The sequence below is a fragment of the Arthrobacter sp. fls2-241-R2A-200 genome (assembly GCF_030209745.1).
Taxonomy (GTDB): Bacteria; Actinomycetota; Actinomycetes; order Actinomycetales; family Micrococcaceae; genus Arthrobacter.
In genome coordinates, this window is the sequence record NZ_JARVRJ010000011.1 from 104,616 (window position 1) to 121,449 (window position 16,834).

Annotated in this window: 15 protein-coding genes and 1 riboswitch; of the genes, 11 read left to right on the forward strand and 4 right to left on the reverse strand. The window is 62.4% G+C overall.

What is annotated here, in order from left to right; translation table 11 throughout:
• Nucleotides 1–162: 162 nt before the first annotated feature.
• From QRN42_RS13740 to QRN42_RS18085, 3 genes are all read left to right on the forward strand, one after another.
• Nucleotides 163–3,990, forward strand: coding sequence for a multifunctional oxoglutarate decarboxylase/oxoglutarate dehydrogenase thiamine pyrophosphate-binding subunit/dihydrolipoyllysine-residue succinyltransferase subunit (locus QRN42_RS13740; RefSeq protein WP_284979710.1), 3,828 nt, complete (start codon nt 163–165; stop codon nt 3,988–3,990).
• 139 nt (nt 3,991–4,129) lie between these two features.
• Entirely contained in the window at nt 4,130–4,729 is a 600-nt protein-coding gene (locus tag QRN42_RS13745) for a GDSL-type esterase/lipase family protein (protein WP_284975409.1), read from the forward strand.
• A 135-nt stretch (nt 4,730–4,864) separates the two neighbouring features.
• A complete protein-coding gene (locus tag QRN42_RS18085) occupies nt 4,865–4,939 on the forward strand; it encodes a 50S ribosomal protein bL37 (RefSeq protein ID WP_369299106.1) in 75 nt (24 codons plus the stop codon).
• Between the two features lie 88 nt (nt 4,940–5,027).
• On the opposite strand, the gene rsrA is transcribed toward QRN42_RS18085, so the two are convergent.
• On the reverse strand, nt 5,028–5,288 hold the full coding sequence (gene rsrA / locus QRN42_RS13750; RefSeq protein ID WP_284975319.1) for a mycothiol system anti-sigma-R factor: 261 nt from the start codon (nt 5,286–5,288) through the stop codon (nt 5,028–5,030).
• Nucleotides 5,285–6,106, reverse strand: coding sequence for a sigma-70 family RNA polymerase sigma factor (locus QRN42_RS13755; protein ID WP_284979711.1), 822 nt, complete (start codon nt 6,104–6,106; stop codon nt 5,285–5,287). Before QRN42_RS13755 ends, rsrA begins: the two co-directional genes overlap by 4 nt.
• 180 nt (nt 6,107–6,286) lie before the next feature.
• On the opposite strand from QRN42_RS13755, the gene QRN42_RS13760 reads away from it, so the two are divergent.
• The 7 genes from QRN42_RS13760 to QRN42_RS13790 all read left to right on the forward strand — a co-directional run bounded on the left by QRN42_RS13760 (nt 6,287) and on the right by QRN42_RS13790 (nt 13,608).
• A complete protein-coding gene (locus tag QRN42_RS13760; RefSeq protein WP_284975317.1) occupies nt 6,287–6,802 on the forward strand; it encodes a DoxX family membrane protein in 516 nt (171 codons plus the stop codon).
• Between the two features lie 6 nt (nt 6,803–6,808).
• Entirely contained in the window at nt 6,809–8,224 is a 1,416-nt protein-coding gene (gene aroA, locus QRN42_RS13765; RefSeq protein WP_284979712.1) for a 3-phosphoshikimate 1-carboxyvinyltransferase, read from the forward strand.
• Nucleotides 8,225–8,226: 2 nt separating this feature from the next.
• Nucleotides 8,227–9,342, forward strand: a complete 1,116-nt coding sequence (gene rsgA, locus QRN42_RS13770; protein WP_284979713.1) for a ribosome small subunit-dependent GTPase A — start codon at nt 8,227–8,229, stop codon at nt 9,340–9,342.
• 61 nt (nt 9,343–9,403) lie between these two features.
• Nucleotides 9,404–10,216, forward strand: coding sequence for a histidinol-phosphatase (gene hisN, locus QRN42_RS13775; RefSeq protein WP_284975314.1), 813 nt, complete (start codon nt 9,404–9,406; stop codon nt 10,214–10,216).
• Between the two features lie 198 nt (nt 10,217–10,414).
• Nucleotides 10,415–10,528: riboswitch (SAM riboswitch) on the forward strand.
• A 29-nt stretch (nt 10,529–10,557) separates the two neighbouring features.
• Nucleotides 10,558–11,955: an aminotransferase class V-fold PLP-dependent enzyme gene (locus QRN42_RS13780; RefSeq protein ID WP_284979714.1), complete on the forward strand. Its 1,398-nt coding sequence runs from the start codon at nt 10,558–10,560 to the stop codon at nt 11,953–11,955.
• A 198-nt stretch (nt 11,956–12,153) separates the two neighbouring features.
• The gene (locus QRN42_RS13785; protein WP_284979789.1) at nt 12,154–12,885 is read left to right on the forward strand and encodes a class I SAM-dependent methyltransferase; all 732 of its coding nucleotides are present in this window, start codon (nt 12,154–12,156) and stop codon (nt 12,883–12,885) included.
• A 9-nt stretch (nt 12,886–12,894) separates the two neighbouring features.
• Complete coding sequence (locus QRN42_RS13790) at nt 12,895–13,608, forward strand: metal-dependent transcriptional regulator (protein WP_284979715.1); 714 nt, start codon at nt 12,895–12,897, stop codon at nt 13,606–13,608.
• 27 nt (nt 13,609–13,635) lie between these two features.
• Here QRN42_RS13790 and QRN42_RS13795 read toward each other — a convergent pair whose 3' ends face one another.
• Nucleotides 13,636–15,057: an MFS transporter gene (locus QRN42_RS13795; protein ID WP_284979716.1), complete on the reverse strand. Its 1,422-nt coding sequence runs from the start codon at nt 15,055–15,057 to the stop codon at nt 13,636–13,638.
• A gap of 31 nt (nt 15,058–15,088) precedes the next feature.
• On the opposite strand from QRN42_RS13795, the gene QRN42_RS13800 reads away from it, so the two are divergent.
• Nucleotides 15,089–15,463: a hypothetical protein gene (locus QRN42_RS13800; protein WP_284979717.1), complete on the forward strand. Its 375-nt coding sequence runs from the start codon at nt 15,089–15,091 to the stop codon at nt 15,461–15,463.
• On the opposite strand, the gene QRN42_RS13805 is transcribed toward QRN42_RS13800, so the two are convergent.
• Nucleotides 15,460–16,443 carry a S1C family serine protease gene (locus tag QRN42_RS13805; protein WP_284979718.1) on the reverse strand — a complete coding sequence of 328 codons (984 nt, stop codon included), beginning with the start codon at nt 16,441–16,443 and terminating at the stop codon, nt 15,460–15,462. The two genes, QRN42_RS13800 and QRN42_RS13805, sit on opposite strands and share 4 nt — an antisense overlap.
• Nucleotides 16,444–16,834 lie beyond the last annotated feature (391 nt).

Consider the following 16,834-nt stretch of genomic DNA (forward strand, 5'->3'; position numbering starts at 1 on the left):
GGATAGACGCATGATTTAGATCACCACTATTGGCAGATAACCAAAGATCGTAACTAGACTGTCATGGGTCTGAGTTCGCGGGACCCGGACCCTGGCGCACGGTTGTGGAAGAGCAATTTTGGCCAGCGGGAAAATAACACTCATGGAAGAGGCGTATTTCAAGTGCCAGAGCAGCCAAGCCACCGTCTACCCGAGGAATTTGGCGGAAACGAGTGGCTCGTTGACGAACTGTACGAGCGGTACCAGCAGGACAAGAAATCGGTCGATAGCAAATGGTGGCCGCTCTTCGAATCCTTCGCTGCCGCAGACGGCCCTTCCTCCAACGGAACCTCCGCAGCTCCAGCAGCTGCCAACCCGACCACCCAAGTGCTTCCCGTGGTAACTCCGGCTGCAGCTCCCCCGGCCGCTCCCAGCCAACCGGCCGCAGCACCGTCGGCTGCCGCTGCCACACCGGCCGCTCCCAGCCAACCAGCCGCCGCGCCGGCGTCGGAGAAGAAGGCACCCGCCACCGCCGCCAAGGACGGAGCACGCCAACCCGCAAGCGCCAACGCCCCGGCTCCGGCCCCGATCCCGGCGCAGCTTCCCAAAAACACCAAAGCGCCCACCGCGCCCGAGGAAGATGTTGTTTCCGTCCTCCGGGGTCCTGCGAAAGCCATCGCCACCAACATGGTGACCAGCCTCGAGGTTCCCACCGCCACAAGCGTCCGGGCAATTCCGGCGAAGCTGCTCATTGATAACCGCGTGGTCATCAACTCAAACCTCGCCCGCGCCCGCGGCGGCAAGGTTTCCTTCACGCACCTGATCGGCTACGCCGTCATTCGCGCGCTCTCCCAGTTCCCCTCGATGAATGTCTATTACGACGAAATCGACGGCAAGCCCAGTGCTGTCCAGCCGGCTCACGTCAACTTCGGTATCGCCATTGACATGCCGAAGCCCGATGGCACCCGCCTCCTGATGGTTCCGAACATCAAGAAGGCCGAGACCATGGACTTCGCCGAGTTCTGGCACACGTATGAGGACCTCATCAAGCGCGCCCGCAATGGCAAGCTGACCGCGGACGACCACGCCGGCACTACCGTCTCCCTGACCAACCCCGGCGGGATCGGCACGGTTCACTCAGTGCCCCGCCTGTCCAAGGGGCAGGCGGCCATCATCGGCGTCGGCGCCCTTGACTACCCGGCAGAGTTCCAGGGTGCCAGTGAGAAAATCATCGCCCAGAACGCCATCAGCAAGATCCTCACACTGACCTCCACTTATGATCACCGCGTGATTCAGGGGGCAGGCAGTGGCGAGTTCCTCAAGCTCGTCCACCAGTTGTTGCTGGGTGCGCAGAACTTCTACGACGAGATCTTCGAAGCCCTCCGCATTCCTTACGAGCCCGTCCGCTGGAGCCCCGATCTGCAGGTGGACCCCGCTGACGAGATCAACAAGGTAGCCCGGATCCAGCAGCTGATCCACTCCTACCGGGTACGCGGCCACTTGATGGCTGACACCGACCCCTTGGAGTACGTCCAGCGCAAGCACCCCGACCTCGACGTCCTGACCTACGGCCTGACCCTGTGGGACCTCGACCGCGAATGGCCCACCGGTGGCTTCGGCGGCAAGCCGATGCTGAAGTTCCGTGACATCCTCGGCGTACTGCGTGATGCCTACTGCAGGACCACGGGCATTGAGTACATGCACATCCAGGAGCCTGCAGAACGCAAGTGGTTCCAGGACCAGCTCGAACACCCGTACTCCAAGCCAAGCCGCGAAGAGCAACTCCGCATCGTCTCCAAGCTCAACGCAGCGGAGGCCTTCGAGACCTTCCTGCAGACCAAGTTCGTGGGCCAGAAGCGCTTCTCGCTCGAGGGCGGCGAATCCCTGATCCCGCTGCTCGACGCCGTCATCTCTGACGCCGCGGACGACGGGCTGGATGAAGTTGCCATCGGCATGGCACACCGTGGCCGCCTTAACGTGCTGACCAACATCGCCGGCAAGACGTATGCACAGGTGTTCCGTGAATTCGAAGGCACCCAGGACCCGCGTTCGGTTCAGGGCTCCGGCGACGTCAAGTACCACTTGGGCACCGAGGGTACCTTCACCTCGGACAACGGAAACCAGACCAAGGTCTACCTGGCCGCGAACCCCTCCCACCTTGAAGCAGTGGACTCCGTCCTTGAAGGCATCGTCCGTGCCAAGCAGGACCGCCTGGACCAGGGCGAGTCCTTCCCGGTGCTTCCCATCATGGTTCACGGAGACGCTGCGTTCGCCGGTCAGGGCGTTGTCGCTGAGACCCTGAACCTCTCACAGCTTCGTGGCTACCGCACCGGCGGCACCATCCACGTCATCGTCAACAACCAGGTTGGCTTCACCACGGCGCCGTCGTCCTCCCGTTCATCCACCTACTCCACGGACGTCGCCAAGATGATCCAGGCACCGGTCTTCCACGTGAATGGCGATGACCCCGAGGCGGTAGTCCGCGTTGCACAGCTCGCCTACGAGTTCCGTCAGCGTTTCCACAAGGACGTCGTTATCGACATGGTTTGCTACCGTCGTCGTGGCCACAACGAGGGCGACGACCCCTCGATGACCCAGCCGCTGATGTACAACCTGATCGAAGCCAAGCGTTCGGTCCGCAAGCTGTACACAGAGTCACTCATCGGCCGTGGAGACATCACCGAAGAAGAAGCCGAGCAGCTGCTCCGCGATTACCAGGAACGCTTGGAGCGCGTCTTCGCCGAGACACACGCGGCCCAGACCTCGCCCATTCCGATCATCACGGGAGACTCCGCGGCTGTTTCGGATATCGAGCGCCCCATCGCCCAGCAGGCCGATTTTGGCACTAACTCGCCTTCTTCCACGGCCATTTCCGCCGAGACGCTCGCGCGCATCGGCAAAGCCCACTTGGAGATTCCGGAAGGTTTCACCGTGCACTCCAAGCTCAAGCAGCTCCTGGAGAAGCGTGAGCAGATGTCCCGTGAGGGTGGCATCGACTGGGGCTTCGGCGAAATTGCTGCCTTTGGCTCCCTCATCATGGAAGGCGTCCCGGTACGACTTGCCGGGCAGGACTCCCGTCGTGGCACCTTCGTCCAGCGCCATGCCGTGTTCCATGACCGTGCCAACGGCAATGAATGGCTGCCCCTGGGCAACCTCTCAGATGACCAAGCCAAACTGTGGATCTACGACTCCCTGCTGTCCGAATACGCTGCCATGGGCTTCGAATACGGCTACTCGGTAGAGCGTCCGGATGCATTGGTCCTGTGGGAAGCGCAGTTCGGTGACTTCGTCAACGGTGCCCAGACCATCATCGATGAGTTCATCTCTTCGGCTGAACAGAAGTGGGGCCAGCGTTCCTCACTGGTGCTCATGCTGCCCCACGGCTACGAAGGACAGGGTCCGGACCACTCCTCGGCACGCATTGAGCGCTTCCTGCAGATGTGCGCCGAAGACAACATGATCGTGGCCAACCCCACCACCGCGGCTTCGCATTTCCACCTGTTGCGCCGCCAGGCTTACAGCCGCCCGCGCAAGCCGTTGATCATCTTCACGCCAAAGCAGCTGCTCCGCCTCAAAGGCGCCGCATCCGCCGTCGAAGATTTCACCAACGGTGGCTTCAGGCCGGTCATTGCCGATCCCGACGTGCAGCCCGCGAACGTGGAGCGGGTCATCCTGGTATCGGGCCGTCTGTACTACGACCTCTTGTCCAACCGACAGAAGTCCGGCGACACGTCCACCGCGATCATCCGGGTGGAGCAGCTGTACCCGCTGCCAAAGGCCGAGATCGACGCCGAGCTGGCCAAGTACCCGAACGCTGACATCGTGTGGGCACAGGACGAGCCTGCCAACCAGGGCCCTTGGCCGTTCATGGGCTTGAACTTGGCTCCCGAGCTCGATCGCAAGCTTCGCTTGGTGTCGCGTCCGGCGTCGGCGTCCACTGCTGCCGGGTCCATGAAGCGGCACGCCGCTGAACAGGATGCACTGATCAAGCAGGCATTCGACCACAAGTAAAAACGAAACTGCCCGGCCGGAGGAGCGATGAGCGCGCCTCAGGCCGGGCAGTTCTGTTTAATGGGACTGGTACCCGGCTCAGGCTTGGGTGGTGATCCCGGGATCGCGCAAGGACCGTAACGAGGGTGAAGAGGTAACCGTGGAAGACAGGAAGCTGCGCATCGCAGCTGTAGGAGATGAACTGCTGGCGGGCTTGGGCGATCCCCGTGCCTTGGGTTGGCTCGGGCGAGTACTTGCCCGTACACCCCAGGATTCTGTTGTCGTGGAGAGCTTTTCCCTCCCCTGCCCCATGGAAGGAACCGAAGGCCTCGCCGCGCGATGGCAGGATGAAGCCGGACGGCGGTTCAGCGACAGACACGAGAACCGATTGGTGATCGGCCTCTCCGGCCGCGATGTCGAGTTCGGTTTGTCCACTGCCCGGAGCCGGTTGAACTTGGCAAACATCCTCGACGGCGCGTCGCACAGCAGTGTGGAAGTCTTCGTGGTGGGTCCCCCGCCCACGTTGGATCCTGCACGGAACAAGCGGCTCGCGGAACTCAACACCGCCTTCGCCGATGTCACCACCAGGCGCAACCACCATTACGTGGATACGTTCTCGCCATTACTCAACCATGAGCAATGGCGGACGGATCTGGCTGCCAACGGCGGAACGCCAGGCCAGGCCGGCTATGGCTTGATTGCCTGGCTCGTACTGCACCGAGGCTGGTTCCAGTGGCTCAATATCGCCCAACCGGAATAGCACGCTGGCGTCTTTCGACCTGCGGTAAGTGCCTAAGCGCGGCAGGCCAACCACCGCCGGTTCGCGGCGCAGCACCCGGGTGTGCGAAACTGGAGGGCAGCTTTATTGAGTATCAATCCTTGAAGGAGGCCAGCTATGAGCAAGCGTGCACGTAAGCGTCGTGACCGTAAGCGCGGCGGCGCGAACCACGGCAAGCGTCCCAACACCTAAGCCAACGGCTTAGCGTCTCAGGCTTAAAGCAAGAGCCCCGGAACCATACGGTTTCCGGGGCTCTTGACGTTTAAGCGGGAAGCCCGGCCTAAGCATCCACTGACTTGATGGAGTGAATCCTATCCAGAATGGAGTTTTTCAAGTTCTCCGGCGCCGACTCCGTGCACGAACGCTTGACCATGGTGCGAATGAGGCACTCGAGGTCGTACTGCTCGGCGCACTCGGCGCATGTGTCCAGATGCTGCTTGATCTCCCCCAGATCCTCGCGGGTCAATGCACCGTCGAGGTACTCGTAGATCCGCTGCATGCGGGTATCATCGCAATCGCCCAATCCCTGGCAGTCGCTCATTGCTCTTTCTCCTGATTGTTGCTTCCGGCCGCGGCCTGATCTTCGGTTTGGGCCCTGAAGCCCCGTTCGGCGGCGTAGTCCGCCAGCATGTCCCGCAGCATCTTCCTGCCGCGGTGCAAGCGCGACATCACCGTGCCGATCGGGGTATTCATGATCTCTGAAATCTGCTTGTACGCATATCCTTCGACGTCGGCGAAATACACGGCGAGGCGGAATTCCTCCGGAATCGACTGAAGGGCGTTTTTCACGTCTGAATCCGGCAAATGATCCAAGGCTTCGACTTCGGCGGACCGCAAGCCTGCCGAGGTGTGCGATTCAGCCTTGGCCAGTTGCCAATCTTCGATCGTGTCCGAATTGGACTGCAGCGGCTCGCGCTGCCGCTTCCTGTAAAGATTGATATAGGTGTTGGTGAGGATGCGGTACAACCAGGCCTTGAGGTTGGTGCCTGGCTTGTACTGGTGGAAAGCGGAAAATGCCTTGGTGTAAGCCTCCTGGACCAGGTCCTCGGCGTCCGACGGGTTGCGGGCCATCCTCATCGCTGCCGAATACAACTGATCCACGTACTGCATGGCGTCACGTTCGAAGCGCGCCCGGCGTTGTTCGGGGCTTTCCATGGCGACGTCGACCGCCGCGGAGCCCTCTTGGGAAGGCTCGACTGCAGAGTTGTCTTCCGACGACGAGTCGGCTGCTTCATAGGTGGCCGCTGCGGCCGGTTCAATGGTGCTCATCGATGCCAAGTCTACTGTCAGCTGCGGAGAAACCGGCTGACGCATGTACACCTGCTCCGGAAGCACCACGCGGTCCTTAACCAAAGTCAAAAAACCAACTCCATTCACCAAGGCGGCAACACCACGCCGCAGTCCGGTCTTCACCGCACCTGATGATCACAACCGCGTGGGCTGGGTAAATATTCCTCAAAGGTGCAAGACTAGAGCGGACTGCACCCCATGAACACACCACTCATCGAACCGTGTGGCACGCCACCCAGGAGGCAAGATATGTCTGTTATCCGTTTTCTCGCTCGGCCTATGCTCGCGTCCAGCTTCGTCATCGCCGGCCTGGACAAGCTCAAGAACGCGGACGACACCGCCAAGCAACTCTCGCCCATTCTTCGCCGGGCATCAGAGTCCCTGCCCTTCAAAGCCAACGAGAAGACCCTCGCACGGGTTCTCGGGGGCGCCCAGCTCGGCGCCGGAGCGCTGCTGGGACTTGGCAAGGTCTCCCGCTTTGCCGCGACCCTTTTAGCTGTGACGTCGGCGCTTAACTCCTACGTCGAATGGCGTTCGGCGGACATCAGCACCAAAGAAGGACGCAGCGCCCGCAAGTCACAGCTTTTGCGCAACGTGTCCTTGACCGGCGGGGCCCTCCTGGCGTCCGTAGACACAGCGGGACGTCCAGGCTTGGCTTGGCGTGCAGGGCACGCGGCAGCCGATGCCCGGAAAGCCACCGGCAAGCAGTTCAAGCGCACAGACAAGGCTGTCCGTCGAGTCGTTGACAACGCAGTTGGAGCATAAGGAAGCATGACCGGCACCACATCCGCTAAATCCGATACAACGAACCCGGACGCAACCGGCGTCGGCGTGGCTGACGCCGGAACCTCGAAAGCTTCCGCAGAACTTCCGCTCTGGCCGGCTCCTTTTGCAAAACGGCCTGTGGATGCGACGGTGACCGTGCCGGGTTCGAAGTCCCTCACCAACCGGTTCTTGGTGTTGGCGGCATTGGCGGATGGTCCGTCGAGGTTACGCTCTCCCCTGCATTCCCGGGACTCCGCCCTCATGATCCAGGCCCTCCGGCAGTTGGGTGCCGTAGTCACCGAAGTACCGGGCGACGGCGGCTACGGCCCTGACCTCGAGGTCACGCCGATGGATCCCGCAACGGCTGCCGCCCCACGCGCCGTCGACTGCGGTTTGGCCGGAACCGTGATGCGGTTTGTGCCACCGCTGGCCGCACTTCGCGCGGGCCAGACCGTATTCGACGGCGATCCCCATGCCCGCAAGCGGCCCATGGAAACCATCATCGAAGCACTTGCTGCCCTTGGCGTGCAGGTAGCCCCTGTGGAGGGCCGGACGCCGTCGGCACTGCCGTTTACGGTGGAAGGCACTGGTGAGGTCCGCGGCGGTCACTTGGTCATCGATGCCAGCGCCTCATCACAATTCGTCTCGGCATTGCTGTTGGTAGGTGCGCGATTCACGGAGGGCCTGCACCTCGAGCACGTCGGAAAGCCCGTGCCCAGCCTTGACCACATCGCGATGACCGTCGAGGTCCTGCGGAGTGTGGGAGTGACCGTGGATGATTCCGTGCCCAACCACTGGCGCGTCTCGCCGGGCAGCATCCAGGCGTTTGACCGGCGGATCGAACAAGACCTCTCCAATGCCGGCCCCTTCCTGGCAGCGGCGTTGGCCACAGGTGGAACAGTCCGGGTTCCCAATTGGCCCGCGGGTACCACCCAAGTCGGGGACCAATGGCGTTCCATCCTCGCGTCCATGGGTGCCACCGTATCCCTCCAGGACGGAACTCTGACCGTCACCGGCGGCACCCGGATCCTCGGCGTGGACCTGCACGAAACCAGCGAGCTCGCCCCCACGGTGGCCGCGCTCTGCGCCCTTGCAAGCACCCCCTCCCGCTTGACGGGTATCGCGCACCTCCGTGGGCACGAAACAGATCGGTTGGCGGCCCTTGTGGCTGAAATCAACCGCCTGGGCGGTGACGCAGAGGAAACACCGGACGGGCTCATCATCCGGCCCGCCCCTTTGCACGGCGGAATTGTCCACAGCTACGCGGACCACCGTATGGCCACCGCCGGTGCCATCCTCGGGCTCGCCGTCGAGGACATCCAGGTGGAGGACATCGCCACAACATCCAAGACGATGCCCGAATTCCCCACGATGTGGGCCGCGATGCTTGAGTCTGCTGGTTCGAACGGGGCCAGCAACTGACTATGGGCCGCGATGCACGCTCCTGGGACGAGTCCGATGTCCGGATCCGTCCCAACAAAAAAGGTTCAAGGCCCCGGACGAAAGACCGTCCCAGCCACGATGACGCGGTCATCGGCAGGATCATCACGGTGGACCGGGGACGGTATACCTCGATCGTTGGTGAAGACACCCCTGAGGAACGCATCGTCATCGCCGCCCGCGCGCGGGAGCTCCGCCGCAACCCGGTAGTGCCAGGGGATTTTGTCGCCTTGGTGGGCGATGTGTCCGGGCTGCCGGACACATTGGCCAGGCTGGTTCGCGTCGAGGAGCGCAAAACCCTCCTGCGCCGCAGCGCCGACGACACCGACCCCATCGAACGGGTAGTGGTGGCCAACGCCGACCAGTTGGTGGTGGTGGTCGCCGCGGCCAACCCAGAGCCCCGTACCGGGTTTATCGACCGCGCCCTGGTAGCTGCGTACGACGCCGGGATCGAGCCGCTGCTGCTGATCACCAAGGCAGACGTCAAGGACCCGACTGAACTTCTGGCCAACTACGTGAGCCTTGGCTTTCCGGTCATCATCAGCAAGACGGCGGACTCGGCTGCCGGAGGCATCGACGCACGGTCTGACGACGGATTGTCTGCCCGCTTGGACAGGAACGCCGTGTCCGAGCTGAGGACCCACCTCCACGGCAAGGTGACGGTGATGCTGGGTCACTCGGGCGTAGGCAAATCCACCATGGTCAACGCGTTGACGGGCGCTGAGCGTGCCACCGGCGGGGTGAATGCAGTCACGGGCCGGGGCAGGCACACGTCGTCGTCAGCCCTGGCGCTGCGGCTCAGCGACGCTCCTTCCGGCAGTTGGATCATCGACACCCCCGGCATCCGCTCTTTCGGGCTGGCCCACGTGGACCCGAACCGGATACTGCACTCCTTCCCGGACCTGGAACCGGGTACTGAGGCCTGTGAGCGGGGCTGCAAGCATGATGCGACAGCCATCAACTGCGGCCTCGACCCATGGGTTAGCGAAGGCAATGCCGGACCTTCGGGTCCGGCCCGTTTGTCCTCCCTTCGCCGCCTGTTGGGCGCAGACCCCCGGTTGGAAGCGAAAGAAGCCAAGGAACTCGGTACCGTCAACTAATCCCGCCCGAGTCCGTCACGGCATCCCGGCGAGAGGACCCGTTTCAGGATAGTTTGGTGGCATGACCCAACCCGTCTCCACCTACAACGACGACCTGCGCCTTGCGCACGTCCTCGCGGATTCCGTCGACTCCCAGACAATGTCCCGCTTCAAGGCCCTGGACCTGAAAGTCGAAACCAAGCCCGATCTCACGCCCGTCACGGACGCCGATAAGGCCGCTGAGGAAGCTATCCGCGGCCAACTGTCGCGCTCCCGCCCGCGTGATGCGGTTTTGGGCGAAGAATTCGGCAGCAGCGGCCATGGATCGCGCCGTTGGATCATCGATCCCATCGACGGGACCAAGAATTTTGTCCGCGGCGTGCCGGTCTGGGCAACGTTGATCGCCCTGGTGGATGAGGGGGAACCGGTAGTTGGCGTCGTCAGCGCACCGGCACTCGGCAAGCGTTGGTGGGCCGCAAAAGATATGGGTGCTTACATGGGGCGCTCCCTGGCAGCTGCCACGCGCCTGAAGGTTTCCAACGTTTCACGACTGGCCGACGCCTCCATGTCGTACTCGAGTCTGTCCGGATGGAAAGAGCGAGGCAACCTTGATGAGTTCCTTGGGTTGACCGAGGAGGTTTGGCGCACCCGCGCTTACGGCGACTTTTGGTCCTATTGTCTGGTAGCGGAGGGCGCCGTTGATATCGCCTGCGAACCGGAATTGAACCTTTACGATATGGCAGCGCTCGTTCCGATCGTTACCGAGGCCGGAGGTCGCTTCACCTCCTTGGAAGGTGAGGACGGGCCCTTTGGCGGCAACGCGTTAGCCACCAACTCGATCCTGCATTCGGAGGTCCTCAAAACGCTGAACCCGGCTCTGGACGATCTCCTCTAGCGAGCGCTCATTACCGGAGTACGTTCCGGCGGTAGCACACGGCTTTGACCAAATATTCGACGGCGGGCGCCCCACTTAGCGGGCGTCCGCCGTCGTAATATTCGCCGTTCGTCCCATTTTTCGTCCTAAACGTAACAAAGCGCTTAACAATTGCGGTGGCTTTGTCAGCCCTGCGCGGGGTGCCCTAGCCTAGAGAGAGGTCACGAGTGCCAGCGCAAAACCCCGGTTTGCTGGCCGGCAACCCTCCATTCGCGGTGGGGTGCCCCGGGTGACGACCTGGCCGGTCCGGAACGGATTCGGCAAGCGCGACCCCAACCGGGGTCCCTCTTGAGTGAGGTCCCATGAGTACTGTCACGTTAAATCCCGCAGCCCCATCCAACACCCCAGCTGGCAACGTCCTCGCAGCCCGCCCCCTCGCCGCAGTCACAGGGGCAGAATTGCAGGCGCCGCTGATTCAGGGCGGCCACGCACGGTATGCAAACCTGGACTACGGCGCCTCTGCGCCGGCCTTGACGGTTGTCTCGGCCTATCTCAATGAGATTCTGCCGTACTATGCCAGCGTCCACCGGGGCGCCGGCTACGCCTCCCAGATCAGCACTTCGGTCTACGAGAACTCCCGGAACGTCGTCCGAGAATTCGTTGGCGGACGCCCGGACGATTCCGTCATCTTCACGCGCAACACCACAGATTCCTTAAACCTGCTGGCAGGCTGCCTTCCACAAGTGGATGGTGAATTCGTTGGGGAAGTCCTCTACCTCGACATAGAACACCACGCCAATTTGCTCCCATGGCAAGGTGTTCCGCACCGCAGTGTCGTTGCCGAGGCAACGCTTGCGGCCACCGTGGACAAGCTCCGGAACGAGCTCAGCCAGGGAGGGGTATCGCTGCTTGCCGTGACGGGCGCATCGAACGTGACCGGCGAGATCCTTCCCGTCGCGGAACTTGCGGATCTTGCCCATGAACACGGCGCCAGGATTGTGGTTGATGCTGCCCAACTGGCTCCGCACCGGCGCATAAACATCACCCAAGCGGATGTGGATTACCTTGTGTTCTCCGGTCACAAGCTTTATGCGCCTTTTGGGGCAGGCGTTGTGGTGGGCCGCCCTGATTGGCTCGACGCCGGAACACCCCACCTCGCAGGTGGCGGGGCGGTACGCGAAGCCCGGTTGGATTCGGTCAGTTGGGCCACCGGTCCTGCACGGCACGAAGGCGGCTCCCCCAACGTCTTGGGCGCTGCCACCCTCGCTCGTGCAACGCAGGTTCTGGCCGGCCTGGACCAAGACGCATGGCACGCCCATGAGGCAGCAATCCGCTCCTACCTCATAGAGGGGTTGGAAGGCATCGATGGCGTAACCGTGCATCGGATCTTCACTGATTCCGAGGACACCATCGGCGTCGTCAATTTCTCCGTGGAAGGGTTCGACGCCGGACTTGTGGCAGCATTCCTGGCCGCCGAGCACGGCGTCGGCCTACGCGACGGCAGGTTCTGCGCGCACCCGCTGCTCAAGCGCCTCGGCCTGCCCTCCGGGTCCCTTCGCGCAAGCTTCGGCGTCGGCTCCCGGCTCGAGGATGCCGCGCGGCTCCTTGCCGGGATCAGGGAACTCAAGCGCAACGGCCTTGGCTGGGACTACGTGGTTGACGAAGGCCGGTGGATTCCCGCGAACGACCACCGGACCTACCCCGAGTGGGCACCCAACACTCCGGGAACCGCGGGCGCTGCACCCTGCAGCGTTGACTGAGCCGGTTCCGTTGACTGAGCCGGTTCCGTTGACTGAGCCGGTTCCGGGGCACGGACCGTCCTAGGGTAAATTCGTAGGGTACTTTTGCATCCTGTGAAGGAGATAGGCGTGGCCGTGCTTCACACCGGCGCTACCGGCGGCTCAGTTGGTCCTGCCGGGCCGGGCGGCCCGAAGCTCGCCGCCGCCCGCCGGCAGGAGATGGGCTTGAGCTTCCAGGACGGCGGCGAACATTATGATCGTGTTCGTCCCGGCTATCCGCAGGACGCGCTCCAGTGGTTGCTTCCCGAAGGGGCAGGAACGGCGGCAGATATCGGCGCCGGTACGGGGAAGTTCACTGCGCTCCTCTTGGAACGCAGGCTGGACGTCGTCGCGGTGGATCCCTCGGCTGACATGCTCCACCAACTCCGGAAATCGCATCCCTCGGTCACAGCAGTGGAAGGAACCGCCGAGGCGACAGGGCTGGCGGACTCAACATTCGACGTCGTCAGCGTTGCCCAAGCCTGGCACTGGTGTGACCCTATTGCGGCCAGTGCGGAGATTGCCAGGATTTTGCGGCCGCAGGGAGTCTTGGGGCTGGTCTGGAACCAGTTGGACACCTCTGTTCCTTGGGTCCACCGGCTTTCCCGGATCATGCACGCCGGAGACGTTCACAAACCCGGATTTCGGCCCGTCATCGGGCCGCAGTTTGATGGTCTCGAAAGCCATCTGACCATGTGGGAGGACAGGGTGACGCCGGCAGACATCATGGAGTTGACCAAGTCACGCAGCTATTACCTTCGCGCTGGCGCAGCGACCCGCGCAAAGGTGATGGCCAACCTTGAGTGGTACCTCTACGAGCACCTGGGCCACCGGCGGGAAGAGACGTTACCGTTGCCGTACCTCACCCACTCGTGGCGGGCGCACAAGCTGGACAGCACGCGGCCGCTGTAGGCTGGATGCGTGAAGACCAGTGCGCCCTCCTCCTCGATCGAGGACTATGTCAAGGTGGTCTATTCCTACACGGAGTGGCAGGACACCCCCATCACTTCCTCGCAGCTCGCGCTGCGTCTGGGCGTGGCCAACTCCTCAGTCTCGGAAATGGTCCGGAAGCTCAAAGACCAAGGCCTGGTGGACCACCAGCCTTACAGTGCGATCACTCTAACGCCGCAAGGCACGCGCTTGGCCTTATCAATGGTTCGCCGGCATCGGCTCATTGAGACATACCTGGTGGAGGAGCTCGGCTACAGCTGGGACGAAGTGCACGACGAAGCCGAACTGCTGGAGCACGCGGTGTCGGATACCTTTATTGAGCGCATGTCCGCCAAGCTGGGCCACCCTTCGCGGGATCCGCACGGTGACCCGATTCCGGGGCCGGACGGCTCCGTTGAACTCCCCTCTGCCATGCGAATGATCGAACTAGACCATGGGCATACGGGCCGTATCACCAGGATCAGCGATGAGAACCCCGATCTACTGCGTTACCTGGCAGCCGAGGGGATCACCTTGGACGCACGCGTCGAAGTGGTGGGAAGAAAACCCTTCGGTGGCGCTATGGTGGTGCGCATCGGTGACGGCGCGCAGCGGTCCGAGTTCGATTTGGCAGATGAGGTCACCTCGGCCCTCTGGGTCCAAAGCCTTGAGCCACACGAAGGATGCGTTCTTCCCGCTCGCTGAGCGTTGCCGACGTCGGACGTCCGGCGCTCAGGCGGCAGCGGCGTCACCGCCGTCGGCAGTCACCGGACCGGGAGTTGGGTTTCGTATCCCGACGGCGGAAGCCGCAGCTCCCACGAAGAACAGCACGGCAGTCACAACCAACGCGTTGAGGAGGCCCTGCCGCGTGAAGACCGGCCCCACAATGAGTCCGGCGAAAGCGATACAGATCAATCCTGCAATGCGGGCCACCGCGTTGTTCACGGCCGAGCTTATTCCTGCCTCTTCCGAAGGCACAGCGCCGAGGATCGCCGCCGTCAGCGGAGCCACAAGGGTTGCCAAACCGACGCCGAAGACTATCTGTCCCGGGAGGACCTGGGTCCAGTAATTGAGTGGTTCCTGAACCGACAAACACAAGAGGAAGCCGATACCGCACAACACGGGGCCGGCGGTCATGAACCACCGCGGGCCATATTTTCCGGCCAGCCCGCCGAAATAGGATGCAGTGAGCATCAGGATGACCGTGCCCGGGAGCAGAGCGATGCCGGCCACTGTGGCCTTCAGGCCGCCCACCTGCTGGAGGTAGATGCCCAGCACGAAGAAACCGAGGGAAATGGCGCCATAAATAGCCAAGGTGGCGAGGTTTCCCCAGCCGAAGTTCCGGATAGCGAAGAGCCTCAGGGGCAGCATCGGGTCGGTTGTTCTCCCTTCATGGACCAGGAAGAACGCCAATGCTATGGCTCCCACCAGGAGCGGCCCCCACACCTGCCAGCTCCCCCATCCCAAACGGCCCTGTTCAATGAACGCATACACAGGGCCGCCCAGTCCGATCATCGCCAAGACTGCGCCCGTGTAGTCGATTCCCGTGTGTTTGTCCCGTGCGGTATCCGATGCCCGGAGTCGAACGAGCACGGGCCAGATGGCAGCCGCAGGAATGACGTTGATGAAGAAAATGACCCGCCAAGACACCAAGTCCACGGAGACCCCGCCGATCAGGGGTGCCACGATGGCTGCCGCGCTGGTCCACCCCGACCATTGACCAATTGCTTTCGATTGAGCGGGCCCGGCAAAGGAGGTGATGATCATGGCCAGCGAACTGGGAACCAGAAGGGCGCCGGCGATTCCTTGCAGTGCCCGGGAAATCACAAGGACTTCACCGTTCCATGCAAAGCCGCACATCATGGATGTCAGGGCGAAGCCCCCCAAACCCCATTCAAGAATTCGCGCCCTCCCGAAATGGTCAGAGAGGGAACCGGCCACGAGGATCAGCGACCCCAAGGACAGCAGGTAAGCGTCCACAACCCATTGCTGAATGGCTAAGCCGCCCCCCAGCTCCCGGCCAATCGCGGGTAAAGCGAGGTTGACCACAAAACCGTCCAGGATGGCTATGAATGAGGCCACAATTGCCACGACGAGTACGCGCTTTTGGAGCGGGGTCCTCGGCAGCACGGCCGCTGCGTCTGTCATGTGCACAGCCTACGCCGCCGCAGTCCCGTATCGTTGGATGGTGATTAGCAGACGTGACGCCGCTTTGGCCCTCGACATACCCATGGAAATGGCCCAGCGCCACGGCATCCCCTCCAAGCTTACCGAGGCTGAGCTGCGGGATCTTCAGGACAATCCCCCGGCTTGGTTGGTGCAGTCACGTGCCAACCGTACCGGCAAGCGGCCGGTCTGGGTCCAGTTAACCTGTGCCGTGTGTGGCTACTCAGAGGCCGCACGCCCTAAAAAGTGGTGGCCTGAATTTTCCTTTGTGTTCTGCGGCCATCACCGCAACAGTGAACTGCCCGAGCTGTTCCGCGGCGAAGTGCGCAGTGAATATGAGGGCATCGGTAGCCGTTTCGTCGGCGTCGTGGACGTTCCTGAAAGCCGGGCCTAGCCGATCGGGCCCATCTCTGACGGAACAGCTACAAGTTGCAGGTTCCTGCCGTCCCGCAGCACAGTTAGCGGGAACGGCTCGCCGATTGCGTCTTCAAACAGAAGCTTCTGAAGGCTCTCTGCGCTTGACACCGCCCGGCCTTGGGCGCGGAGTACGAGATCGCCCGGCTGGAGTCCGGAGAGTTCCGCCGGAGAATTGGGAATCACCTCAACCACCCGCAAGCCCTCCTTCTGGCCGGTCCGAACCACCGCGCTGGCATCCAGCGGTATAGGGGTGCTCACCAGACCAAGGTATGCGCGGCGCACCCGGCCATCCTTCAGCAACGAGGCAATAATCCGTTGTGTTGTTGAATTGATCGGCACCGCCAGTCCCAGCCCGAGGCCAGCGACGGCGGTATTGATCCCGACGATGCGGCCCCGCGTGTCGGCCAATGCTCCGCCTGAGTTTCCCGGGTTCAAGGCGGCGTCAGTTTGGATGACGTCCTCAATGACCCGCCTGTGCTCTCCTGCCCGCACCGGGATCGATCGACCCAAGCCGCTCACTACTCCGGCTGTCACCGATCCGGCGAGCCCGAGAGGGTTGCCCACAGCGATTACCAGCTGGCCGACCCGCAAAGTATCGGCGTTTCCCAGGAATGCCGGCGGTGGAGTGGATTTGTGGCCACGGAGCACTGCAAGGTCGGACAAAGGGTCCGCTCCCACCAGCTCCACATCTGTGTGCTTCCCGTCGGCGAACACGGCCCTGCCGGATTGGGTGCCGGCGACCACGTGTGCATTGGTCAACAGGAACCCATCGTTCGTAAAGACGACACCGGAGCCGCTTCCTACGCGCATCTCCCCGCGGCGGCCAACCCTGGTCATCTCGATCGCCGCGACGTGGGGGGTTACAGTCTCTGCCACACGAATGACTATGCGGGAATACGCGTCCAAAGCAAGATCGTCGTCCAGCTCCGGCTCTGTGAACTCCGGCTCCACGCTCATCACATTTCTCCTGCCACCGTTGGCCAAGCCGCCGGGTCTTTGTCGGCCTGCGCCTACCCAGTACAACGATCACGTGGGAGCAGCTAGTCCGGATTTCGGTACGCCGTGGGTGAACGCGTAAAGGCTCCGGATGGCTAGGGTCCTGGTGCCAAAAACTACCAACCTAGAGAATCCGGGCAAAGAAAAACACCCCGGTCCGAAGACCGGGGTGTAACCGATGACTCGACTCATCCGTGAAGCATGTCTCGACTCATCACACATAGTGGAGATGGGGGGAATTGAAAACCCGTACAGCTATATTTCGGAACATCAGTTTGAGCTGTACTCCGCATGATCTAGGGGTTTCCTTAGCTATCCTCCCCTAACCCGTTCAGTACTTGTTGGCCAGCGC

Bases quoted from the DNA above. Each gene is read 5' to 3' on its own strand.
- rsrA (WP_284975319.1), bottom strand. From the start codon at position 5,288: ATGAGCGACTGCCAGGGATTGGGCGATTGCGATGATACCCGCATGCAG.
- QRN42_RS13760 (WP_284975317.1), top strand. From the start codon at position 6,287: ATGTCTGTTATCCGTTTTCTCGCTCGGCCTATGCTCGCGTCCAGCTTC.
- aroA (WP_284979712.1), top strand. From the start codon at position 6,809: ATGACCGGCACCACATCCGCTAAATCCGATACAACGAACCCGGACGCA.
- rsgA (WP_284979713.1), top strand. From the start codon at position 8,227: ATGGGCCGCGATGCACGCTCCTGGGACGAGTCCGATGTCCGGATCCGT.
- hisN (WP_284975314.1), top strand. From the start codon at position 9,404: ATGACCCAACCCGTCTCCACCTACAACGACGACCTGCGCCTTGCGCAC.
- QRN42_RS13780 (WP_284979714.1), top strand. From the start codon at position 10,558: ATGAGTACTGTCACGTTAAATCCCGCAGCCCCATCCAACACCCCAGCT.
- QRN42_RS13785 (WP_284979789.1), top strand. From the start codon at position 12,154: ATGGGCTTGAGCTTCCAGGACGGCGGCGAACATTATGATCGTGTTCGT.
- QRN42_RS13800 (WP_284979717.1), top strand. From the start codon at position 15,089: ATGGTGATTAGCAGACGTGACGCCGCTTTGGCCCTCGACATACCCATG.
- QRN42_RS13805 (WP_284979718.1), bottom strand. From the start codon at position 16,443: ATGAGCGTGGAGCCGGAGTTCACAGAGCCGGAGCTGGACGACGATCTT.